The organism is Xanthomonas pisi DSM 18956, assembly GCF_001010415.1.
Lineage (GTDB): Bacteria > Pseudomonadota > Gammaproteobacteria > Xanthomonadales > Xanthomonadaceae > Xanthomonas > Xanthomonas pisi.
Genome location: NZ_JPLE01000056.1, coordinates 1 through 22,044, shown reverse-complemented (window position 1 = coordinate 22,044; position 22,044 = coordinate 1). Strand labels below are relative to the sequence as shown.

Sequence of the window (22,044 nt, the reverse complement as noted above, 5' to 3'; positions counted from 1 at the left end):
TGTGCATGAGGAGGGAGGAGGGGGTCAGGGCGAAGCGAGCGGTGCGGCCTGACGGCGCACGCCCAGTTCGCGTTCGATGCGGGTTTCCAGCGGTTTGTCGATCTCGTACAGCGCCAGCAATGCGGTGCCGAGCAGGAACGGGATGGAGGCATACACGCTGATGGCCAACCGAATGCCGTCGGTGACTGCGTCGCTTTGCTGCGGCAGCGCGGCGTCGTAGCCATACACGGCGAGGATGCCGGCGACCAGTGCGCCGCCGACGCTCAGGCCGATCTTCAGGCCGCACAACATTGCCGAAAAAATGATGGCGGTGGCGCGGCGGTGGTTCTTCCACTCCGAGTAATCGGCCACGTCGGCAATCATCGCCCACAGCAGCGGGATGGTGATGCCGTAGAAAAAGCCGTGCAGCACATACGAGGCGAACACCCAGCCGATGGCGGTTGCCGGATACACGTAGAACGCCAGCAAGAACAGCGTGGAGATCAGCAGCGCGCCGCCGAACACATTGCGCTTGCCGTAGCGGTCGGCCAGGCGTTTGGAAAACCCGATGCCCACGATCATGGCCAGGATGCCGCCGGCACTGAAGACACTGAACGCCGAGGTCGGCGCGTCCTGCGGCCATTGCAGGGCGCTCATGCCGGCACCGGTCAGCACGCCGTTGATCGCCGCGATGAACCGGTTGAATCCGGCCGCATCGAGAAAGTGGGCCAACGCGCCAGCGTCGAGGGTGTACTTGAAATAGTAGATGTACATCCCGCCCTTCATGGCGAGATTGATGAAGACCAGGATCGTCAGCGCCAGCATCACCAGCCACGGCTTGTTGCGCACCAGGTCGGTGAGGTCCTGTCGTACGCTGCTGCGCTGTTCGGTGATCGGCAGCACGCGCTCGCGGGTGGTGAAGAAGGTGATCAGAAAGCACAGCGTGCCGACCGCAGCGAACAACGCCATGGTGTTGCGAAAGCCCTGCGCCTTGTCGCCATTGCCCAGGATCAGCACCAAGGGCAACAGCAGTACCTGGATGATGAACTGCGCAAAGGTCACCGCCAGGAAGCGATACGCCGACAGGCTGTTGCGCTGTTCCATGCTGCCGGTGAGCACGCCGCTGAGCGCCGAATACGGCAGGTTGTTGGCCACGTACACCAGCATCAGCAAGGTGTAGGTGGCAAATGCGTAGGTGATCTTGCCGTGCTCGCCCAGCGCGGGAGTGTTGAAGGCCGCCAGCGACAGTGCGCCGAACGGTAGCGCAGTCCACAGGATCCACGGGCGGAACTTGCCCCAGCGGGTGCGGGTGCGATCGGCCAGGATGCCGATGATGGGCGTGAACACGAACGCGCCGAGCAGGCCGACCACAAAGATCAATGTCGCCGCCGCACTCGCCGGAATGCGGAACACATCGGTGTAGAAGAACGCCAGAAACGTCACCAGGGTCTGGAAGATCAGATTGGCGGCCAGGTCGCCCAGGCTGTAGCCGATCTTTTCGCGCACGGAGAGCTGCTGTGACCGATCGTTCATGAGGGGAGGCGGGCCCGAAAGGTGCTGCGGAAAACGCCGCGGCGCGCGCTACGCGGCTGGCCGCGATCCCTCTGGATCGCGACCGCAGGCACAGCAGCTGAAGTGTCCGGCAAAACGTCGTGCGCCGTCGCCCAAGGGCGAAGTACGGCGCGCGGGAGACCGGATGCACGCGCAGTGCGCGCACATCCCGAACACCGGCCGCGCCCGGCTGCCAACGGCGAGGTCGTGTCGATGGCCACAATCAGAAGGTGCCGCGAATGCCGAGCATGACCGTGCGCCCGGGTTCGTACAGGTCGTAGGTGGCGTTGGGCCACGCATAGGTGGTGCGCAGCGGCTCGTCGGTGATGTTGGTGACGTTGAGGGTGATCTGCGGCTTGGAGGGCAGCCAGTCCAGCGCGTAGCTGGCCGACAGGTCCAGCTGGCCGCGTGCATCGGCATTGAGGCGCGCGTAGGGGATGCCGTTCTGGTTGGCGCCGGAGATCACCATGTCGTCGTTCCAGGTGTAGGACAGGCGCACCGAGGCGGCGTTCTTTTCCCAGTACACGGTGCCGTTCCACAGATTGGGCGCCACGCCGACGGCGACCGCCGGGATGCCTTCGCCTTCGGAGGATTGGGTGACATGGGTGTAATTGAGGCTGAAGCCCAGGCCATCGACCAGCTTGTCCAGCGGCTGCACCCAGATCGCTTCGGTGCCGCGGATGTTGAGCACGCCATCGGCGTTGACCTGGGTCTGCACGTCCACCGTGGCGGCGTCGGGGCCACCGCGCTGCTGCAGGCCGGCCTGCTGGATGGGCAGCAGGCTGTCGTACGGCACGCCCAGCTGATTGAAGGGGATGCGCCGCACGCCATTGACGGTGAAGCCGCTGATGCGCTTGTTGAACAGCGTCAGGCCCACATAGCCTTCGCCGCCGGTGTACCACTCGCCGCCGAAGTCGACATTGGTGGACAGGTAAGGTGCCAGGTTCGGATTGCCCTGGGTCGCGGTCTGCGCGGACGGGTCGCTGAAGTTGGTGTTGGGCAACATCGCGCTGGGGTCCGGGCGGGTGAGCGTGCGCGAGCTGGACAGGCGCAGCACCACGTTGTCGGCCACATCCCAGGCCGCGTTGAACGAGGGCAGGGTTTCCTTGTAATCGGAATCGAGCACCTGCACGCGGCGGATGCCGTTGATGGTGACCGGGCCGGTGATGGTCTGGTCGGTGGTGACGTAACGCACACCGGCGTTGAAGCGCAGCGTGCGGTTCCACACTTCGGTTTCGGCGTTGGTCTCGATGTAGAAGCCAAGATTCTTTTCGCGAATACCGCCGGTGGATGCGCCGGTATTGGCCGAGTTGGACTCCGGTGCGGCATCGCGCAGCGGGTAGTAGTTGGTATCGCGCAGGAAACGGTCGAAATCGGCGGTGATGAAGCCATCCGGACCGGGGCGCAGATAACTGGCCAACGCGGCATTGGGGACCGCCGAGCCCGGGCCACCATTGCACACGTTGCCGCCACCGCCGCGGCACACGACCTGCTCCCAGGCCACGCTGTTGTCGAAGCCGCGGATGGTGCGCTCGGCCTGGTCGTAGGCGGCGCCGATCTTGATGTTGCGCTTGTCCTCGCCGAACTGCAGGTCGGCGCGTCCGCCGCGTGTTTGCGTCACGCGTTTTTCGTTCTGGATATTGACCCGGCCGCCGGTCCAGCCCCAGCCCAGATTGGGGTCGTTGAGATCCAGCGGGCTGGTGATCGAGGGGCGGTCGCCGCCTTCATTGCGGTAATCGACGGTGGTGAATGGCGAGGTGACCAGGATGCTGGGCGACTCGCGATCCAGCCAGCTGCGCGTGGCATTGGCCTGCACGTTGAGCTTGATGTCCTGGTTGTCGCCGAACAACAGCTCGGCACCGGGATTGACGCTCCAGAACTTGACCTGTTCCCGGTACGGGCGCGCTTCCAGAAAATACTGCGCGTTGGCGAAGGTGGCGCTGGTGACCACGTTGTTCTGGTCCAGCTGCATGCCGAGCGGGATCATGTTGCCGTTGCGGCCGATCAGATTCATGCTGATCCGCTCGGTGGTGCGCTTGGCTTCGGAGTACAGCGTGTCCAGATAGAAATGCATGCTGTCGGAGGGGCGCCATTCCAGCGACATCACCGAGGCATCGCGGTCGCGATCGCCATTCATGTAGACGCTGCGGCCCAGGCGCGGAATCAACGCGTCGCTGATCTGGTCGATGCTCAGGCCCGGGTTGCGCGCCAGCAACCACGCCGCATCGATGGTCTCGCCGGTGGTCAGGCCGCTGCCGGCGGTGGCCGGCACGCGATCGGGAATGCGCCAGTTGCCGCCGCCGTTGACGTTGCAGGCCGCCGGTTGGTTGGTGGCCGGGGTGCCGGCCGGTGGGGTGAGCCCGCACTGGGTGTAGGTCAGGCCCGGGTTGGTCCAGCCGACGCTTTCGAAGCCGCGCACGCCCAGCTTGCTGCGCACCGAGGCCACGCCGAACAGTGCGCCGAAGGTGCCTTCCTCGTTGGTCCAGCTGCCCATGAAGGCGCCACGCGGGGTGGTCTTTTCGCTGGTGCTGTTCCAGTCGGCCTGCGCCTGGTAGGTGAAGTGCACGCCGGGGCGGTCGAACGGGCGCGCGCTGCGCATGTCCACCACACCGGAGACGCCGCCTTCGAGCATGCTGGCAGTAGGCGTCTTGCTCACGGTGAGCTGGGTGAAGAATTCGGTGGGAAACAGGTTCAGGTCGACTTCGCGGTTCTGGTTCTGCGCATTCAGGCCGATCGAGGCGGTGGCGATGCTGGCGCCGTTGAGCGTGGTCTTGGTGAAGCTGGTGCCCAGGCCGCGAATGGCGATGTTGAGGCCCTCGCCGTTGACGTCGCGCGACAGCTGCACGCCGGGGATGCGGTTGAGCGACTCGGCGATGTTCATGTCCGGAAACTTGCCGATGTCCTCGGCAAACACGGTGTCGGCGAAGCCGACCGAGTCGCGCTTGGCATCGGTGGAAAACTGGATGCTGCGTCGGTAGCCGGAGACGGTGACGGTGTCGAGCTGGGTCACTGCATCGGTGTTGCCGGCCGTGGGCGGTGGCGTTTGCGCGGCGCTGTCGGCATCGGTGGATTGTGCCCAGGCGGCAGTGCTGGCCATGCCCAGCAGGATGGACCCCAACGCGCAGGACAACGCGGTTCGTGCGTAGCTGTTCTTCACCGTATTCCCTTCCCTAACAGGTGAGCAGATGTCCCACGCATCGCCCCTGCGCAGGGAGTGCCGCTGCCCGGAATCGGCGCGACGGTGATGCGGTGGGGGAGACGGGCGATCAGTGGCGCTGGATGTTAGCGCTACCAAATTCGGAACATCACGCTGCAGGGCAGCATAGTTGCCGGGGCATGGCGCATTGGCGTTGTCGTGCGGCCGGACATGCTGACGAACGGTTGCCGCGTGCTGCAGTGCGCGATGGATTTAGGCCGATGGCATGGTAATGGTAGCGCTATCACCCGTGGCGCAAGGCCACCTTCGTGCAGGTGCAGTGGTCGATGATCCGAACCGGACAACGCGCAAGCGAGATGCTGCATGCGCCCGCCAATGTTGCGAGCTATCGCAGCACGCGCCAGTGCGCATGCGCGGCGGTTGTGCGCTTGCAGGGGCTGCGCCCGTGAGCGATATGCCTGCGGCCGACGCTGCCGGCGCGCGCCTGGGGCGGGTGCGTTGGCGGGTCTGCGCGCTGCTGCTGGCTGCAACCACCATCAACTATGTGGACCGCCAGGTGCTGGGCGTACTGGCGCCGTTTTTGCAGACGCAGATCGGCTGGAACGAGATCCAGTACGGCTACATCGTCACCGCGTTCCAGGCCGCCTATGCACTGGGCCTGTTGTGCAGCGGAGCGGTGATCGACCGCTTCGGGACGCGGCTGGGCTATGCGCTGGCGATCGGCGTGTGGAGTCTGGCGGCGATGGGCCATGCGCTGGCGACCAGCGTGGTGGGCTTTGCGATTGCGCGGTTCTTCCTGGGGCTGGGCGAGTCGGGCAACTTTCCCGCCGCGCTCAAGACCGTGGCCGAATGGTTCCCGCGACGCGAGCGCGCGCTGGCCACCGGCATCTTCAATTCCGGCTCCAACATCGGTGCCATCGTCGCGCCGCTGCTGGTGCCGGTGATCGCCACTGCCTGGGGCTGGCAGGCGGCATTCCTGTTCACCGGCGTATTGAGCGCCACCTGGCTGGTGGTGTGGTGGTGCAGCTACCACCCGCCCGAACAACAACCGGGCCTATCGACAGCGGAACTTGCGCATATCCGCAGCGATGCGCACGAACCGGTGCAAACGCGGCTGTCGTGGCTGCAGGTGCTGCGGCATCGCCAGGCCTGGGCGTTCGTGCTGGGCAAGTTCATGACCGACCCGATCTGGTGGTTCTTCCTGTTCTGGCTGCCCAAGTTCCTGCACGCCGAGTACGGCTTGAGTCTGCTGCAGCTGGGTGCGCCACTGATCGTGATCTTCGTGCTGGCCGATATCGGCAGCATCGCCGGTGGCTGGATGGCGGGGCGTTTCATCGCGCGCGGCTGGAGCGTCAACCGCGCGCGCAAGACCGCGATGCTGCTCTGCGCGGTGGCGGTGGTGCCGATCGTGTTCGCTGCACGCGCAGACAACTTGTGGGTCGCGGTGGGGCTGATCGGGCTGGCCACCGCCGCGCACCAGGGGTGGTCGGCCAATCTGTTCACGCTGCCCTCGGACATGTTTCCACGCCATGCGGTGGCCACCGTGGTGGGGATCGGCGGATTTGCCGGCGCAGTGGGCGGCATGTTGATTGCCACCTTCATCGGGTTTTTACTGCAGGCCACCGGCAGCTACGTGCCGGTGTTTCTGATGGCCGGCTCGGCCTATCTGCTGGCATTGGCGCTCGTGCATGCGCTGGTGCCGCAGCTGCGGCCGGCGCAGCTGCCTGCGGCCACCGTCACGCCTCCATCTTCCTGAGGGATCACCATGTACCTGCACATCGCGAGAATCGGACTGTTGCTGGCGGCAAGCATTGCATCGGTTGCGCAGGCTGCGCCGCTGGCCGCGGGCGCGGCCAAGTTTCTGGGTAGCGCCTACAGCCCGCAACAGGCGCAGGGTTTTGCGCAGTACTGGAACAAGCTCACTCCGGAAAATGGTGGCAAGTGGGGCACGGTGGAAGCGGTGCGGGACCAGATGGACTGGCGCGCGCTGGATACCGCCTACCGGTTCGCAAAAGCCAACGGCATGCCGTTCCAGATGCATGTGATGGTGTGGGGCAATCAGCAGCCGGAATGGATCAAGACCTTGCGCCCGGCCGAGCAGCGCCGCGAGATCGAACAGTGGTTTTCCGCCGTGGCCGAGCGCTACCCGGATATCGACCTGCTGGAGGTGGTCAACGAGCCGCTCAACGACCCGCCCAGCAAGGACGACACCGGTGGCGGCAATTATCTGCAGGCGCTCGGCGGCGATGGGCAGAGCGGCTGGGAGTGGGTATTGCAGTCGTTTCGGCTTGCGCGCCAGCACTTTCCGCAGACCAAGCTGATGATCAACGACTACAGCATCACCAACAACGCGCAGGCCACGCAGAAGTATCTGCAGATCGTGCGGTTGCTGCAGCGCGAGCGACTGATCGATGCGATCGGTCTCCAGGAGCATGCGTTCGAGACCAAATCGAATGTGGCGATGTCGGTGCATCGCACCAATCTGGATGCACTGGCCGCCACTGGCTTGCCGATCTACATCACCGAATTCGACCTCGATGGTCCAAGCGATGCGCAGCAGCTGGCCGATTACCAGCGCGTGTTTCCAATTTTCTGGGAGCACCCGGCGGTGCGCGGCATCACGCTGTGGGGATTCCGTCCCGGCCTGTGGCGCGACAAGGAAGCGGCCTATCTGGTGCGTGGCGACGGCAGCGAGCGCCCGGCGCTGACCTGGTTGCGCGATTACGTTGCCGCCCACCCCGGCACGCCTGCGCCCTGACGCAGGCGCCGCACCACCCATCCCGTCTTGTTCGGTGTCCCGACCCCATGTCTACCTCCTTGCCGTTGACCTTGCACGACGACCGCCTGTTGCCGGCCGACCCCGGTACGCGGGCGATCGCGCGCCGGGTGTATGCGCAGATCGCCACGCTGCCCATCATCAGCCCGCACGGCCACACCGACCCGGCCTGGTTTGCGACCGATGCCGCGTTCGCCAATGCCACCGAGCTGTTGCTGGTACCCGATCACTACGTATTCCGCATGCTGTACAGCCAGGGGATCGACCTGGATGCGCTGGGCATTCCGCGCGCCGATGGCACGCGCGCACCGGTGGATCCGCGCGCGGCGTGGCGCGTATTTGCCGGGCACTTCACCTTGCTGCGGGGCACGCCTTCGGCGATCTGGCTCAATCATGTCTTCCACACCGTCTTCGATCTGCGCATCCGCCTGGATGCTGGCACCGCCGATCATTACTACGACCACATCACTGCAGCGCTGCAGACGCCTGGCTTTCGCCCGCGCGCGCTGTTCGAGCGTTTCAATATCGAGGTGATCGCCACCACCGAATCGCCGCTGGACACGCTGCAGCATCACGCAGCCATTCGCGACAGTGGCTGGGCCGGCCGCGTGGTGACCGCGTACCGCCCGGACCCGGTGGTGGATCCGGAGCATGAGCAGTTTGCAGGTGCGCTGCAGCAGTTTGGTGCGCTCACCGGAGAAGACGTGTTGAGCTGGCAAGGCTATCTACGCGCGCATCGACAACGCCGTGCATTTTTCGCCGCGCACGGCGCAACCTCCACCGATCACGGGCATCCCAGCGCCGCCACCGCCGACCTGTCGCCGGGTCAGGCGCAGCGCCTGTTCGAGACCGTGGTGCGTGGCGCTGCAACCCCGGAACAGGCCGAGCTGTTCCGCGCGCAGGTGCTGACCGAAATGGCGGCGATGAGCCTGGACGATGGCCTGGTGATGCAGCTGCATCTGGGTTGCTTTCGCAATCACAACCGGTCGCTGTTCGCACGCTACGGGCGCGACAAGGGCGCCGACATTCCGATGCGCACCGACTATGTGCATGCGCTCAAACCCCTGCTGGATCGCTACGGCAACGACCCGCGTCTGCGCCTGATCGTGTTCACCCTGGACGAGACCAGCTACAGCCGCGAACTGGCGCCACTGGCCGGCCATTACCCGTCGCTGCTGCTGGGCCCGGCCTGGTGGTTCCATGACGCGCCGGAGGGTATGTGGCGGTTCCGCGAGCAGACCCTGGCCAGTGCCGGCTTCTACAACACGGTGGGCTTCAACGACGATACGCGTGCCTTCCTGTCGATCCCGGCCCGCCACGACGTGGCACGGCGCGTGGACAGCGCGTTCCTGGCCAAGCTGGTTGCCGAGCACCGGCTGGAGGAAGACGAAGCGGTGGAGGTGGCGATGGATCTTGCGTATCGGCTGCCCAAGCAGGCCTACAAGCTGTGATGCAGCCGTTGCGCTGGGTGTGCGATGTGGGTACGACACCGACATCGGCGTGCAAGGTCACCCCTCAGGCAAGCGCAGAGGCTGACCTTTTGAGCCTCGCACGATCACCGCGCGCTGACGCGTGGCGCAACGCCATGCGCCTGATCTGCGCCGTCATGACCTGCGCCGGCGTTGCACTGGCTCCGCTGCAGGCCACCGCACAAAGCGACGCGCCACGCGAGCGTGTGTCGCTCGACGCGCAATGGCGCTTTCAGCGTGGCGACCCACCGGGAAATACGGTGCTGCTCGATTACGACGCGCGTCCGCAGGTGGTGCGCAGCGAAGACGGCAAGGTGGCCGATGCACGCCCGGATCAGGCGCAGCAGGTACATCCATCGGCCAAGGACGTGCTCAAGCCGTGGATTCTGCCAACCGCCAACGCACTGATTGCCGACCCGGCGCAGCGGCATCGACGCCCGCCGGGCAATCCGGGTCATGGCGTGGCCTATGTGCAGCCGCACTTCGACGACAGCCACTGGCAAACCGTGGATCTGCCGCACGACTGGGCCATTGCCGGGCCGTTTCTGGCCGACGGTCCGTACGGCGGCATGGGGCGCCTGCCCAGCTGGGGCATTGGCTGGTATCGCAAGACCCTGGACATTCCGGCCGGCGATCGTGGCCGCTCGCTGTTTCTCGATCTGGACGGTGCCATGTCCTATGCCACGGTCTGGCTCAACGGCAAGCTGGTCGGCGGCTGGCCTTACGGCTACAGCTCCTGGCGTGTGGATCTGACGCCGTATGCGATTGTCGGTGCACGCAACCAGCTGGCGATCCGTCTGGACAATCCACCCGACTCGGCGCGCTGGTATCCCGGTGGCGGGCTGTATCGCCATGTCTGGCTCACCAAGACCGCGCCGCTGCATGTCGCGCAGTGGGGCACGCAGCTCACCACGCCCCAGGTATCGGCGGCATCGGCACAGATCCACCTGGCAGTCACGTTGGACAACGCCGCGCGCACTGCCGCGCAGGCGCAGGTCAGCACTGCCATCTACGTGCTCGACGCGGCAAGCGGCAACCCCAGCGGCGAGGCGGTCGCGCAGATTCCCGCAACGCAGGTTGCCGTACCTGCCGTTGGCAGCGCCCGCGTGCAGGGTCGCGTGCAGATCGACGCACCACGCCTGTGGGGCCCGCCGCCGACCCAGCAGCCGCATCGCTATGTCGCGGTGACCGAGGTGCGCCAACAGGGGCAGGTGGTGGATCGGTATCGGACCCCGTTCGGTATCCGCAGCATCGTGTTCGATGCCGACAAGGGCCTGCTGGTCAATGGCGAGCATGTGCCGATTCGTGGGGTGAACAACCATCACGACCTTGGCGCGCTCGGTGCTGCGTTCAATGTGCGCGCCGCCGAGCGACAGCTGCAGTTGCTGCAGCAGATGGGCGCCAACGCCATCCGTATGAGCCATAACCCGCCCGCGCCGGAGCTGCTGGAACTCACCGACCGCATGGGCCTGCTGGTGGTGGACGAGGTATTCGACAGTTGGGAGATGAAGAAGACCCCGCTGGATTTCCATCTGGTGTTTGGGCAATGGCACGAGCCGGACCTGCGTGCGATGCTGCGGCGCGACCGCAATCATCCCTCGGTGATGCTGTGGAGCGTCGGCAACGAAGTCGGCGAGCAATACACCGGCGAGCAGGGCGCGGCGATCGCACGCACCCTGCATGCGATCGTGCATGACGAAGATCCGTCGCGGCCGGCCACGGTGGCGATGAACTACGCCTCCCCGGACATGCCGCTACCGGCTGCGCTGGATGTCATCAGCCTCAATTACCAGGGCGAAGGCATCCGCGACGCACCGGAATTCGCAGGCACCGAGCGTATCCGCAAACAGCCGCAGTATCCTGCGTTTCACAGCAAGTTTCCGCACAAGGCCATCATCAGCAGCGAGACCGCTTCGGCGTTGAGCAGCCGCGGCGTGTATCTGTTTCCGGTGACGCCGGACACCAGCGCGCCGGTGCGCGATGGCCGCGGCGGCGACTCGGTCGCGCACCAGGTCAGCGCCTACGAACTGCATGCGGTGGACTTCGGCTCCAGCGCCGACAAGGTGTTCGCCGCACAGGACCAGCATCCGTATGTTGCCGGCGAGTTCGTCTGGACCGGCTTCGATTATCTGGGTGAGCCCACGCCGTACTACAGCTCGCGCAGTTCCTACTCCGGCATCTTCGATCTGGCCGGGTTTCCAAAGGACCGCTACTGGCTGTATCAATCGCGTTGGCGCCCCGACCTGCCGATGGCCCATTTGTTGCCGCACTGGAGCTGGCCCGGGCGCGAGGGCCAGATGACGCCGGTGCATGTGTTCACCTCCGGCGACGAGGCCGAGCTGTTCGTCAATGGCGTTTCGCAAGGCCGTAAGCGCAAGGGCACGTTGCAGTACCGGTTGCGCTGGGACGATGTGCTGTACCAACCCGGCGAGCTGCGCGTGCAGGCGTACAAGGACGGCAAGCCGTGGGCCAGCGATCGGGTGCAAACCGCCGGCACTGCCGCGCGCATGCAGGCCACGCCCGACCGCAGCAACATCCGTGGCGACGGCCGCGATCTGAGCTTCGTCACCGTGCGGCTGCTGGACCGTGATGGACGTCCTGCGCCCACTGCCGGCGATCGCCTGCGGTTTCGGGTCGACGGCCCGGGCGAGCTGGTCGCCACCGACAACGGCGATCCCACCAACCTGGAATCCTTCGCTGCGCCGCAGCGCAACGCGTTCAACGGGTTGTGCCTGGCGATCGTGCGTGCCAAGCCCGGCGCGCGTGGCACCATCACGCTGCATGTGGAGTCGGACAGCCTGGACGCCGCGCAGGCGCAGATCGTGGTGCAGTGACGGCAGTGCGCATGACCTGTCAGTCACTCGCTTGCAGGCAGCGGTAATGACAGCACTTCGCTAGACAGGCGGACGTTACTTGGGTGCGTCCAGATCAGCCGGCCATGCCGTGGCAACCGTGCAATGAAAGCCGCTCGTCACGAAGCTTGCGTGATGGAGTCCGCTTGAGCACCTGTGCGCCGCAGGGCGCCATCGAAGCACGCAGTTCTCTACCGCTCATGGCAACGGTGGAAGTGCCGCCCGCGCGCAACCGCAGCTCGAATTGCGCAATGCCGTCACGCAGCATCGACGCTACGGGTATGCGCGCTTAACACGAGAACGTGACAGAGCCCGAAGTTGGCGCGTTTACCGAATTGTCGACTTCGCTTTCCAGGACATCACTTCTGGGTGGCGCATGGCCGGCCTGGCCGTGCGAGGAAGATCGGTTACTCCACCTTCATAAGGAACGGAAATGAAGAAGTTCGGATCACAGTCAGTGCTCGTTGCCTGCATCATCGGAAGTGTGGCCAGCGCAGGGGCCGCGACGCAAAGCCCGGCCATCACCGCCGCCGGCCGCGCCGAGGCCATGTCGTCCTGGGAAGCGACGATCCAACAGCAAGCGCCGTCGATGGAGGGTTGCTTCCGCTCGGCGTTCCCCAACAACGGCTGGCAGGCGACACGTTGCGCGGCGCCACCCAAGTTCGTGTCGGTACCACCGGCCGTCACCAATGGCAACGGCCGCACCACCACCGCGCGTACCGATGGTGCCTTCACGGTCGGTAACGGCACCGACTACGCTGCACGTACCGGCAAGTCCATGCGCTCTACCGTCGGCTCGTTCCCGAGCGTAAGCGGCGTAACCACCGGCGTGGCCGACTATTCGTTGCAGATCAATACCGACATCGCCAGTAATCCCACCACCTGCTCGCAGTTCGGTTACTCCACGTGCCAGACCTGGGAGCAGTTCATCTACTCCACCGATGGTGACGGCGACGCCAGCAATGGCCGCACTCCGATCGCCTTCATCCAGGACTGGTTCTTTGCCGGAAGCGCCTCGCAGTACAACGCGGTCGGCTGTCCGTCCGGCTGGTATGCCTATCCCGACCAGAACGCCTGTTATCGCAACAGCGACGCAGTGGACGCACCGCTGGTGGCGGTGAAGAACATCGGTAGCATCAAGCTGACGGGCTCGGCGACCGCTGGTGGCGTGGACACCGTCTCGTTCTCGGTCAACGGCCAGGCCTATAGCGTGAACCAGCCCGCCTCGACGTTGAACATCAACAAGATCTGGCGGCAGTCCGAGTTCAATATCTTCGGCAACGGCAGCGTCAATCCGGTGGTGTCGTTCAATCGCGGCTCGAGCGTTACCGTGAACGTGGCCGTCAACGACGGCACGACCAATGCCCCGACGTGTCTGGGCAACGCCGGCACCACGTTCGAGCAGAACAACCTGACCCTCGGCAGCTGCACTGCCTCCGGCGGTTCGTCGCCGCGCATCAGCTTCACCCAGCGCAACTGATGCGTGTTCAACGCCCGGGAAGGTCTTGGCCTTCCCGGGCGTTTGTCGTTGTAGGACGTGCCAGCGGCCGGATGGATCCCAACCCCGTGCGCGTCGTCGATCATCTTCGTGCAACGCAGCTTGTCGCGGCCACTGCCGCTGTGCGTCGTGCAGTGTCGTACCTGCATCTGTTATCGCGCGTAGGCGCTCGTTGGGGCGGCATGCCCCGCACAACGCAGGCGCACCGATCGATGCGACGGCCAACGGTGCATGGATCGTCGCGCAATGATCGACGCGACTGCCGAGGCTTCGTGTCGCAGGGTCGCCGACGCGCCATGTCGTTCCGCCGCCGAGCGGCCAACGAAACGTAGCGAGCAGTCGTCAGGTGGGCGTGGGCGGCGCGGAGCAACCGCAGTGCACGCGTGGTACATGCCGCACCGAGCACCGGCCGCGCCGGCCTGGCGGGGAGCGCAGTCGTTTTGTCAGTTGCTCTTGGAAGCAAGGCCAACAGGGGGCGCCCCTTGGTACTGGCAACTGCTGGACGCCGTTGCGCACGGCTGTTCGCCGGCATGCATGTGCCAGTGCAGGTCGGCGCTGCCCGCGGAGACGCAAGCGGCTATGCTGCATCAACGCCGTCATGGGCCGTAGGCGGACTGTGCCAATGGCCTTGCGCATCCCCTGCGACGCACGCTGCAGTGCAGTGTCGTCCCTGCGCCCCGGTCAGTTCCCCGCGCCTTCCTCAACGAGCTGCCGCCATGTTCGCACGTCACCGGTTTTCCTTCTTGTTGCTGGCCGGCATGCTGGGTGGCAACGCGACCGCCAGCGCTGCGCCGTCGGCGGTTGCCACCTCTGCCTGTCCGGCACAGACGCTCAAGCAGGTCTATGCCGATGCCTTCCTGATTGGCACGGCCGTCAATGCCGAGATCATGTCGGGCCACGACGCCGCGTCGGCGGCCCTGGTTGCCTGCCATTTCAATGCGCTCACGCCCGAGAACGTGATGAAGGCCGAAGTGGTGTCGCCGCGTCGCGGCGTCAACGATTTTGCCGCCGCCGATGCCTTCGTCGATGAGGCGCGTGCGCAGCACATGTTCGTGGTCGGTCACACCCTGGTGTGGCACAACCAGACGCCGGACTGGTTCTTCACCGCCGCCGATGGCCGGCCCAATACGCCGGCGCAGCAACTGGAGCGCATGCGCGAGCATATTGCGCTGGTGGCAGGCCGCTACGCCGGCAAGGTGCAGGGCTGGGACGTGGTCAATGAAATCATCGACGAAGACGGACGCTACCGCGATACCAACTGGGTGCAGCGGGTCGGCGACGGCGACACCGTGGTGCGGAATGCCTTCACCTTTGCGCAGCGGTATGCACCGGATGCGGAGCTCTACTACAACGACTTCAATGCATGGCGGCCGAGCAAGCGCGACGGCATCGTGCGGATGGTCAAGATGTTGCAGCAGTCCGGCATCCGTATCGACGGCGTCGGCATGCAAGGGCACTGGGGCCTCGACTATCCCAGCCTGCGCGACATCGAGGACGCCATCGACGCTTACGCCGCACTTGGCATCAAGGTCATGATCACCGAGCTCGATGTGGATGTGCTGCCGCTCACCAAGGAAGGCCAGGTCATCGGCACCGGGCTGACGCACAAGCAGTTCCAGCTGCCGGAATTCAAGCGCTTTCTCGACCCTTACCGCGATGGATTGCCGCCTGCCGTGCAGGCCCAACTGCGCGATCGCTATGCGGAGTTGTTCGCGCTGTTCTGGCGCAAGCGCGACGAGCTCGCGCGTGTGAGCGTCTGGGGCGTCAGCGACGGCATGTCGTGGAAGAACGATTATCCGGTGCCCGGCCGCACCAACTACCCGCTGCTGTTCGATCGCAATCACCGGCCAAAACCGGCCTTGGATGCGGTGCTGGCGGTGCCTGCGAGTGCTGGTCGATAGTCACGTTCGCCAGCACGCGCGCGAACCCGCACGCGCATGATGGCATGATGCACCCACCTGGATTTTCGGACGTTCCGATGCGCTTGCCGCCCTATCTGTTGTTGGCCGTTCCCCTGTTGGCGATTGTCGCCGCCTGCACCAAGAAGGATCCGCCGCCACCGCGCTTTCCGGCCATCGGGCAGGTGGAAACCTTCGATCGCCGCTTCGCCGATGTGGTTGCCGCCGATGCGCGCATCGAGAAGCTTACCGAAGGCTTTACCTGGTCCGAAGGCCCGGCATGGGTGCGCAACGGCAGCTATCTGCTGTTTACCGATGTGCCGGAAAACAAACTGTATCGCTGGTCCGAAGAGGCGGGCCTGTCGGTATTGCTGTCGCCCTCGGGCTATGTCGGCCCGGAGCAGGACACACTGCGCGAAGCCGGTGCCAATGGCCTGTATGCCGAGCCTAACGGTACCGTGCTGCTGGCAGACTCCGGGACCCGCATCGTCGCCAGGCTCGACCCGGCCACACGCAAGAAGACGCCGCTGGCAACCGGCTTCGATGGGAAACGCTTCAATAGCCCCAACGATGTGGTCCGTCGCACTGACGGCGTGGTGTTCTTCACCGACCCGCCGTATGGCTTGAAGGATTTGAACGCCTCGCCGGCCAAGGAACTGCGTTTCAACGGCGTGTACCGCCTGGATACCGACGGCAGCGTGCATCTGCTGGACGACAGCCTGAGCTTTCCCAACGGCATCGCGCTCTCGCCCGACCAGCGCACCTTGTATGTGTCCAACTCCGATCCGGAACGGCCGATCTGGATGGCATACGCACTCGATGCCCGTGGCGCGGTGACCGGCAAGCGTGTGTTCGCCGATGCCTCGGATCTGGTAGCCAAGGATGCGCCCGGCCTGCCGGATGGCATGGCGGTGTCCGCCGATGGTCACCTGTTCGCCACCGGCCCCGGAGGCGTCATTGTCTTCGATCCGGCCGGGCAGCGCCTGGGCCGGATCGAAACCGGCGAAGCCGTCTCCAACTGCGCGTTCGGCAACGACGGTCATACGCTCTACATGACCTCGCACGCGATGCTGGCGCGGGTGCGGGTCAAGGCGCTGGGATTACAGTTTGTGCGGTAGCGCCCATCGGGACTTCAGCTCATCCAGTCGCCGCTCTTGCAGGAGCGGCCCTGGCCGCGATGGAGCGTTACCGAGAGACCTGCACGCCAAGTCGCTTCCTTCGAACCACGACTGCGATTCGACTCGGCTGTCGCCCACGCTGGCTAGCGCATGGCCTTCGTATCACCCAAGACCAACACATCATCCAGCTCCGGCCCGCCACCCCGGTTGCCGCTGCCCGCAACGATGTACAGATCGTTGCCGACTGCTGCGGCCTGGGTACCGTGCCGCCCCTGCGGTAGTGCTGCCAGCGTCGTCCAGGTGGATCTGGCCGGGTCGTAGGCTTCCACTTCGTCGTGCGCCTTGACCTGGCGCATGCTCTCGCCGCCGACGACCAGCAGCTGGCCATTGCGTGCGATGGCGGCAGTGCCCGCACGCTGCGTCGGCAAGGCCGCTGGTGCCACCGACCAGGTGCCGCGCTGAATGTCGTAGATGTCCATTTCCGGAATCGTCTGTGCCAGTGTATTGCCGCTCTCGTGCGCGGACCTGCGCCCTCCTGCGGCATACAGCTTGCCGTCGATCACTGCTGCATGGAAATGGTCGCGTGCGTGCGGGGCATCGGCCAGTTGGGTCCACTGCTGGGTCCTGGTGTCGAAGGCGTCCAGCCACGGCACATAGCCGCTCATGTGCCCGCGCGTGTTGCCGCCTACCAGATACAGCACACCCTCATGCGCCACCGCGCCTGCCGCGCCGCGCCGACGGTGCGTGGGAATCTCCGGTCCCACCTGCCAGGTGTCGGACTGCGGGTCGTAGATCAGCATGTGGGTCAGCGACGCTTCTTCCGGGTAATCGCCGGTGAATCCGCCCACAAAATACAGCTTGTCCGCTAAGACCACTGCCTGCGCGTGGCTCACCATCAACGGGGGCGCACTGCCTTGCGACCAACGGCGCGTCCGTGTGTCGAAGATCTCCAAGGGCCGCTGATCGCGCCCGCCGATCAGATACAGGCGCTCGCCGATGGCCACCAGGCTGTTCTCGTGGCGCGCATGCGGTTTGGTATCGGCGTGGAGCTGTTTCCAGCTTTCGCCCGCCCTGGTTTGATCATGCAAGGGCCGCCCTGCGGCGCGCGTATCATCGCTCGACAGGGCGAGTTGGGGTGCCGCGAATGCGGCTGCGGCAATGACCGCGAGTGCTGACAGTTTCAAGGACGATTCCATCCGATGACAACATGCGATCGAGTGTATCGGCACTCCACCGCCATGTCTTCGTTACGAGCAGGCTGATCCATAGACGATCGATCACGTTTCGATGGGTTCCTTGACGAGTTCAGCCTGCACGAAGATGTAGCGGCGTATGTGTGCGCCAGTGCTTCAGGCATGCTGCCATGCAATCGACGAAACACGCGGTGTGCCGCACATGTGCAGCACCCTCGCGCGCCACGCCCAGGCCTGTGCCGTTTTTTTTGCCATTGGCGAATTGTTGTCATGCCGCCAGTCGATACAGCGTGCAGGTGGGCGATGACCGGTCGTTGCAGGCCTTCACGTTGACTGCATCGCAGATGCGAACACTACCCATCACGCTTGTTATCAGGACTCTGCGTATGGCGCGCACTGTGAAAAACCGTACTGTCGATCTGTCACCGCCGAAGAACGTCGCGCAAGCGGCCGCGCGCGGCCTGAAGCTGCGCGAGCAGCATGGCCGTGGCGGCACCGCGATCGGTGTGGCGCGGGCACGCGATCTGTCCGCGCAGAAGTCGCTCTCTGCACAGACGATCCGCCGCATGCAGTCGTACTTCACGCGTCACAGCGTGGACAAGAACGGCAAAGGCTGGGCGGATGCCAAGGCGCCTTCGGCCGGCTACATCGCCTGGCTGCTGTGGGGCGGCGATGCCGGGCAACGCTGGGCAGAGAGGGTGTTGCGGCAGCTGGACGAGCCGGCCACCGCCAACAAGGCCGCCTCACCGAAGAAGAGCGCCAGCGCTACCGCTGGCGGAGGAAAGAAGGCAGCGACAAAGACAGGCGCAGTCAAGAAGGACGCACCTAAAAAGGCAGTCAAGAAGGCTGTGGCGAAGAGGGCTTCCTCCAAAGCGACGGTGAGCAAAAAGTCGGTTGGCAAAAAGAGCGAATCGACTTCTGTCGTGAGGAAGGCTGCAAAGAAGACAGCCACCAAGAAGACAGCCGCAAAGAAGACGGTAAGCAGAAAGACAGCATCCAAGAAGGTGCCTGCCAAGAACGCTGGCGTTCGCAATCGTCCTGCTAAGAAACGTGTTACCGCGCGTGGTGCGAATACGCGCGGTACGAAAAAGGCAGCGCCTTGGACCAAGCCCAATCCGGTCAGGAAGTCAGCCTCAACCTCGCTGTCTCCTGCACAAAAAACCAAGGCCAAGAAGCGCGCCAAGGCAGCAGGTAGGCCGTATCCGAACCTGGTCGACAACATGGCAGTGGCCAGCAAGCGCAGCAGCGCCAGGCGTGCGAGCAAGTCGAGTACGGCAAAGCAAGCAGCAGCAAAGAAATAGCCGAGGCCAGTGGGCTGCCGTCATCGGCTCACGCTGCGTCCGCTTTGCAGCCGCAGCCGCAGCCGCAGCCGCAGCTGAGTTGCGTCCGTCGCAGGCCGAGTGACCGGCAAACGTTACCACCTGTCGCCAGATGAGCAGTCAAGGCGCGACGTAACTTAGGCGCAAGCACGCGGCATCCCGATCCGATGACCGGCCCTGCTGCGCGCTAGCGCCCGCCATCCGCCATCCGCGCTAAGGCGCGGGCGGGTGCCGCTTGCTATCGCCGCGGCATCGGTCCGAACAATATCTCACCTGGTCCCACACCTTCTCCCACTTCTTGCGCCAACGAAACGGCCGCCTGCATTGAACGCAGACTTTCTCCGGCAGATCCTGCTTTTTGCGCATCGCCATATCGACAGGTGGGCAACGCATGGCGTGGTGAACACGGAGGTCAAGCATGTCACAGCGACATGCAGCGCCGAAACCCATGGGTGATGCGTCTGCCCTGACGGGTTGCAGTTTCATGACGCACGGTGGCGGTCCGAAATACACGTTCGCCTGCCTTGATATAGTGCAGGCCAATCATCCAGCGCAGACGCTGCAGGCACAACACAGCAGCTGTGCACCTACGCATCATCTCAAGGCAAGGACGTGTGTGAAGCTATTTCTACTTGTGGCGTCGGCGCTTCTCTATCTGGTCGCGCTATGCCTTCCCGCGCTGCATGGTGGCGGAGACAGCGTCGGCGGTCTGGTCATCCTGCTATTCGGCTGGATGCAGGTCTTCGACGGTCAATGCATTGCCTGGATGAGCAATCCGCTGTTCTTCATCGCCTGGCTCTGCTATTTCCTCAAGTTGTACCGGATGTCGTCGGGCTTGATGCTGTCTGCCTGCCTGATCGGGCTGGACACGTTTCGGGCCACGAAGTTCGCGAAGAACGAAGCCGGGCACGAAGTCCTGATCGATCACGTCGGTGCGGCGTTCTATGTGTGGGAGTTGAGCTTTCTGGCCTTGCTTGCGGTGGTGCTGCTCCGTCTTTCAGAATCCAGGCGTCAGGTCGCACCAAGCTAAAGTCACCACTGGCGCTTGCGCGCCAATCATCCGTCGGCAGGAGTCCACGATGAGCACCCATCGCAACCTAACTGACCAAACCATCCCAATCCTGCCCAGCCGCTCCATTGCGCAGACGCTGGCGTTCTATCGGCGGCTTGGCTTTGAGGGCGATGCGCATCCGCATGATGCCGGGTATGCGATTGTGCGGCGGGGCGATGTGGAGCTGCATTTCTTTGCGCATCCGGATCTCGACCCGGCCGCCTGTTATGCGGGCTGCTACCTGCGGGTAGGCGATGTGGATGGCATTTATGCGGCGATGCAGGTGGCGGCGCTCCCGCAGCGCGGCATCCCACGCATCGATCCGGTACGCGACAAGCCCTGGGGCATGCGCGAGTTTGCGATCGTGGACGAGAGCGGCAATCTGCTGCGGATCGGGCAGGTCACCGCTGACGACTAGCACGGCGGGGATTTGCGACGATCCGGCTTTGGGGCACGCGGACTCCGTTGCGCTACCGGCGCGGATGCCGGGTCTGGCTGCAAGCCCAGGCTGACCGACCATCGCGTCATGCGTTAGCGCCCCCTGCATAGCACTGCGTTCAAATCCGCGGTGGCATAACGCCCAGCGCACCAGCTATCCAACGCGCAGTGACGCAAGCGCGTTTTCCACTGCTCGCGGTGTCGCGTCCCCCAGCGTGGCGTACGCGGTGGTCAGCGCTGCAGAAAACCGCAGGTCCGCAGACACTGGTGCGAACACGGCATCGAGCTTGAGAAAGGCGGCGATGTCGTGGCGGGCATCGCCGGTCGCTTCGCGTCCCAGCGCGCTGAGCGTGTCGCCCAAGGGGTCGATCAGCGCGATGCCGCGATGCGCCTGCCTGCGAACGAAGTGCAGCCACGCGGCCACCGGCAGGCAGAGCCGGTCGATCGGTTGGCCTGCGGCAAGCGCATCGCCGATCGTGGACAGCAGCCGCACGGGAAGCTTTTGCGAGCCGTCCCAGGCGATCTGTGCGAGCAGGTGGCGGATGGCGGGGTTGCGGAAGCGCGCAAGGATGGCATCGCTGTAGCGCTGCGCGTCGAAGCCGGGCATGGGCTGCAGGGTGGGCGCGATGTCCTGGCGCATCAGGGTTTCGACGAAGGCGGCCAGCGCCGGCTGGCGCATTGCGTCGGCCACGGTGTCGCGCTCCAGCAGACTGCCGAGGTAAGCCAGCGTGGAGTGCGGGGCGTTGAGCAGGCGCAGCTTGGCGCGTGCGTAGCCGGCAATGTCATCGCTCAGCACCACGCCCACGCGCTGCAGCGCGGGGCGGTCATTGCAGAAGCGATCTTCGACGACCCACTGGCTATACCGCTCGCGCTGGATGGGCCACGCGTCGGACTGACCGAGCTGCGCTTGCACCTGCTGGCGCACCGCATCATCGGTGGCAGGGGTGATGCTGTCCACCATCGACCGCGGAAAACTGGCGTGCTGCTCGATCCATGCCGCAAGCGCGGGATCGTGCTGCTGCGCAAGCGCCATTACCGCGCGACGCAGCAGGCTGCCGTTGTCGGCCAGGTTGTCGCAACTCAGCACGGTGAACGCTGCGATGCCGCGTTGCATGCGCTGTTGCAGGCCGGCAACCAGATAGCCGATGGCGCTATGCGGTGTGGCAGGGTTGGCGATGTCGTGCACGATGTCAGGGTGCGCCAGGTCGAGCGTGTCGCCGGCCAGGCAGTAGCCTTTTTCGGTGACGGTGAGCGTGACCAGGCGCACCGCCGGGTCGGCCAGACGTGCGAGCACGGCAGCGTGTTCGTCTGCGGCGCACAGCACCTCGCGGATGGCGCCGATGATGCGCAGTTGCGGGTGCTCGTCGAGCAGGGCGAGGGTGTAGAGGCCATCCTGCGGACGCAGGGCGTCGCGCACCTGCGGGCTGTGCAGGGAGACGGCGCAGATGGCCCAGCTGGGGTCGTGCGCGAGCAGGTCGTCGATGTAGACGGCCTGGTGGGCGCGGTGGAAGGCGCCTGCACCCAGGTGGACGATGCCGATGGTGGTGTGTGTGGGGTTGTAGTCGGGTTTTAGGATTGTCTTGGGTAGGTGGGGAAGTGTGGCTGGGGAGAGTTGTGGGATTGGCATGGTCTTGTTTGGAATAGTGGGGGGCTGCATGTTTGCTTGCGGACCGTACCCTCACCCCAACCCCCGCTCCGCGCCCCGGCCCGCGCTTGCGGCGCGGGCGCTCCAAGGCACGCGCGCC

16 protein-coding genes and 1 other RNA gene are annotated in these 22,044 nt (G+C 65.0%); 10 read left to right on the top strand and 7 right to left on the bottom strand.

Annotated elements, in window-relative coordinates; genetic code table 11:
- Positions 1 to 24 precede the first annotated feature (24 nt).
- Positions 25 to 1,512 (bottom strand): MFS transporter, encoded by a 1,488-nt coding sequence (locus Y887_RS13440; protein ID WP_046964813.1) that lies wholly within the window; start codon positions 1,510 to 1,512, stop codon positions 25 to 27.
- A 241-nt stretch (positions 1,513 to 1,753) separates the two neighbouring features.
- Complete coding sequence (locus tag Y887_RS13435) at positions 1,754 to 4,687, bottom strand: TonB-dependent receptor (protein ID WP_046964812.1); 2,934 nt, start codon at positions 4,685 to 4,687, stop codon at positions 1,754 to 1,756.
- A 445-nt stretch (positions 4,688 to 5,132) separates the two neighbouring features.
- Between Y887_RS13435 and Y887_RS13430 the strand changes: the two genes are divergently transcribed.
- The 4 genes from Y887_RS13430 (at position 5,133) to galB (ending at position 11,766) form a co-directional block, all read left to right on the top strand.
- Positions 5,133 to 6,443 (top strand): MFS transporter, encoded by a 1,311-nt coding sequence (locus Y887_RS13430; RefSeq protein ID WP_046964811.1) that lies wholly within the window; start codon positions 5,133 to 5,135, stop codon positions 6,441 to 6,443.
- A 9-nt stretch (positions 6,444 to 6,452) separates the two neighbouring features.
- Positions 6,453 to 7,445: an endo-1,4-beta-xylanase gene (locus Y887_RS13425; RefSeq protein WP_046964810.1), complete on the top strand. Its 993-nt coding sequence runs from the start codon at positions 6,453 to 6,455 to the stop codon at positions 7,443 to 7,445.
- A 47-nt stretch (positions 7,446 to 7,492) separates the two neighbouring features.
- Positions 7,493 to 8,914 carry a glucuronate isomerase gene (gene uxaC, locus Y887_RS13420; protein WP_046964809.1) on the top strand — a complete coding sequence of 474 codons (1,422 nt, stop codon included), beginning with the start codon at positions 7,493 to 7,495 and terminating at the stop codon, positions 8,912 to 8,914.
- 155 nt (positions 8,915 to 9,069) lie between these two features.
- Positions 9,070 to 11,766 (top strand): beta-galactosidase GalB, encoded by a 2,697-nt coding sequence (galB, locus tag Y887_RS13415; protein WP_046964824.1) that lies wholly within the window; start codon positions 9,070 to 9,072, stop codon positions 11,764 to 11,766.
- A 94-nt stretch (positions 11,767 to 11,860) separates the two neighbouring features.
- Here the strand turns inward: galB and Y887_RS20315 are convergent, their stop codons facing one another.
- Positions 11,861 to 12,052 (bottom strand): hypothetical protein, encoded by a 192-nt coding sequence (locus Y887_RS20315; protein WP_146093427.1) that lies wholly within the window; start codon positions 12,050 to 12,052, stop codon positions 11,861 to 11,863.
- A 165-nt stretch (positions 12,053 to 12,217) separates the two neighbouring features.
- Between Y887_RS20315 and Y887_RS19180 the strand changes: the two genes are divergently transcribed.
- On the top strand, positions 12,218 to 13,264 hold the full coding sequence (locus Y887_RS19180) for a hypothetical protein (protein WP_046964808.1): 1,047 nt from the start codon (positions 12,218 to 12,220) through the stop codon (positions 13,262 to 13,264).
- 334 nt (positions 13,265 to 13,598) lie between these two features.
- Here Y887_RS19180 and Y887_RS19175 read toward each other — a convergent pair.
- A non-coding RNA gene (locus Y887_RS19175) (sX9 sRNA) lies at positions 13,599 to 13,674 on the bottom strand.
- Between the two features lie 324 nt (positions 13,675 to 13,998).
- On the opposite strand from Y887_RS19175, the gene Y887_RS13405 reads away from it, so the two are divergent.
- Both Y887_RS13405 and Y887_RS13400 read left to right on the top strand, forming a co-directional pair.
- Positions 13,999 to 15,183, top strand: coding sequence for an endo-1,4-beta-xylanase (locus tag Y887_RS13405; protein ID WP_046964807.1), 1,185 nt, complete (start codon positions 13,999 to 14,001; stop codon positions 15,181 to 15,183).
- A gap of 77 nt (positions 15,184 to 15,260) precedes the next feature.
- A complete protein-coding gene (locus tag Y887_RS13400; protein ID WP_046964806.1) occupies positions 15,261 to 16,298 on the top strand; it encodes an SMP-30/gluconolactonase/LRE family protein in 1,038 nt (345 codons plus the stop codon).
- A gap of 143 nt (positions 16,299 to 16,441) precedes the next feature.
- On the opposite strand, the gene Y887_RS13395 is transcribed toward Y887_RS13400, so the two are convergent.
- Positions 16,442 to 17,494 carry a Kelch repeat-containing protein gene (locus Y887_RS13395; protein WP_046964805.1) on the bottom strand — a complete coding sequence of 351 codons (1,053 nt, stop codon included), beginning with the start codon at positions 17,492 to 17,494 and terminating at the stop codon, positions 16,442 to 16,444.
- A 383-nt stretch (positions 17,495 to 17,877) separates the two neighbouring features.
- Here Y887_RS13395 and Y887_RS19170 point away from each other — a divergent pair, with 383 nt between their 5' ends.
- Entirely contained in the window at positions 17,878 to 18,792 is a 915-nt protein-coding gene (locus Y887_RS19170; protein WP_046964823.1) for a hypothetical protein, read from the top strand.
- A 231-nt stretch (positions 18,793 to 19,023) separates the two neighbouring features.
- On the opposite strand, the gene Y887_RS19165 is transcribed toward Y887_RS19170, so the two are convergent.
- Positions 19,024 to 19,182 carry a DUF2256 domain-containing protein gene (locus tag Y887_RS19165; protein ID WP_084726033.1) on the bottom strand — a complete coding sequence of 53 codons (159 nt, stop codon included), beginning with the start codon at positions 19,180 to 19,182 and terminating at the stop codon, positions 19,024 to 19,026.
- 244 nt (positions 19,183 to 19,426) lie between these two features.
- Between Y887_RS19165 and Y887_RS13385 the strand changes: the two genes are divergently transcribed.
- A complete protein-coding gene (locus tag Y887_RS13385; protein ID WP_046964804.1) occupies positions 19,427 to 19,840 on the top strand; it encodes a hypothetical protein in 414 nt (137 codons plus the stop codon).
- Positions 19,841 to 19,889: 49 nt separating this feature from the next.
- Positions 19,890 to 20,279 (top strand): bleomycin resistance protein, encoded by a 390-nt coding sequence (locus tag Y887_RS13380; RefSeq protein WP_046964803.1) that lies wholly within the window; start codon positions 19,890 to 19,892, stop codon positions 20,277 to 20,279.
- 174 nt (positions 20,280 to 20,453) lie between these two features.
- Here the strand turns inward: Y887_RS13380 and Y887_RS13375 are convergent, their stop codons facing one another.
- Positions 20,454 to 21,926, bottom strand: coding sequence for a mannitol dehydrogenase family protein (locus tag Y887_RS13375; protein WP_046964802.1), 1,473 nt, complete (start codon positions 21,924 to 21,926; stop codon positions 20,454 to 20,456).
- Positions 21,927 to 22,044: the final 118 nt, after the last annotated feature.

Excerpts from the sequence above, each read along its gene's own strand:
- Y887_RS13440 (WP_046964813.1), bottom strand. The coding sequence starts at position 1,512 with ATGAACGATCGGTCACAGCAGCTCTCCGTGCGCGAAAAGATCGGCTAC.
- Y887_RS13425 (WP_046964810.1), top strand. The coding sequence starts at position 6,453 with ATGTACCTGCACATCGCGAGAATCGGACTGTTGCTGGCGGCAAGCATT.
- uxaC (WP_046964809.1), top strand. The coding sequence starts at position 7,493 with ATGTCTACCTCCTTGCCGTTGACCTTGCACGACGACCGCCTGTTGCCG.
- galB (WP_046964824.1), top strand. The coding sequence starts at position 9,070 with ATGACCTGCGCCGGCGTTGCACTGGCTCCGCTGCAGGCCACCGCACAA.
- Y887_RS20315 (WP_146093427.1), bottom strand. The coding sequence starts at position 12,052 with ATGCTGCGTGACGGCATTGCGCAATTCGAGCTGCGGTTGCGCGCGGGC.
- Y887_RS19180 (WP_046964808.1), top strand. The coding sequence starts at position 12,218 with ATGAAGAAGTTCGGATCACAGTCAGTGCTCGTTGCCTGCATCATCGGA.
- Y887_RS13405 (WP_046964807.1), top strand. The coding sequence starts at position 13,999 with ATGTTCGCACGTCACCGGTTTTCCTTCTTGTTGCTGGCCGGCATGCTG.
- Y887_RS13400 (WP_046964806.1), top strand. The coding sequence starts at position 15,261 with ATGCGCTTGCCGCCCTATCTGTTGTTGGCCGTTCCCCTGTTGGCGATT.
- Y887_RS13395 (WP_046964805.1), bottom strand. The coding sequence starts at position 17,494 with ATGGAATCGTCCTTGAAACTGTCAGCACTCGCGGTCATTGCCGCAGCC.
- Y887_RS19170 (WP_046964823.1), top strand. The coding sequence starts at position 17,878 with ATGGCGCGCACTGTGAAAAACCGTACTGTCGATCTGTCACCGCCGAAG.
- Y887_RS19165 (WP_084726033.1), bottom strand. The coding sequence starts at position 19,182 with ATGGCGATGCGCAAAAAGCAGGATCTGCCGGAGAAAGTCTGCGTTCAA.
- Y887_RS13380 (WP_046964803.1), top strand. The coding sequence starts at position 19,890 with ATGAGCACCCATCGCAACCTAACTGACCAAACCATCCCAATCCTGCCC.
- Y887_RS13375 (WP_046964802.1), bottom strand. The coding sequence starts at position 21,926 with ATGCCAATCCCACAACTCTCCCCAGCCACACTTCCCCACCTACCCAAG.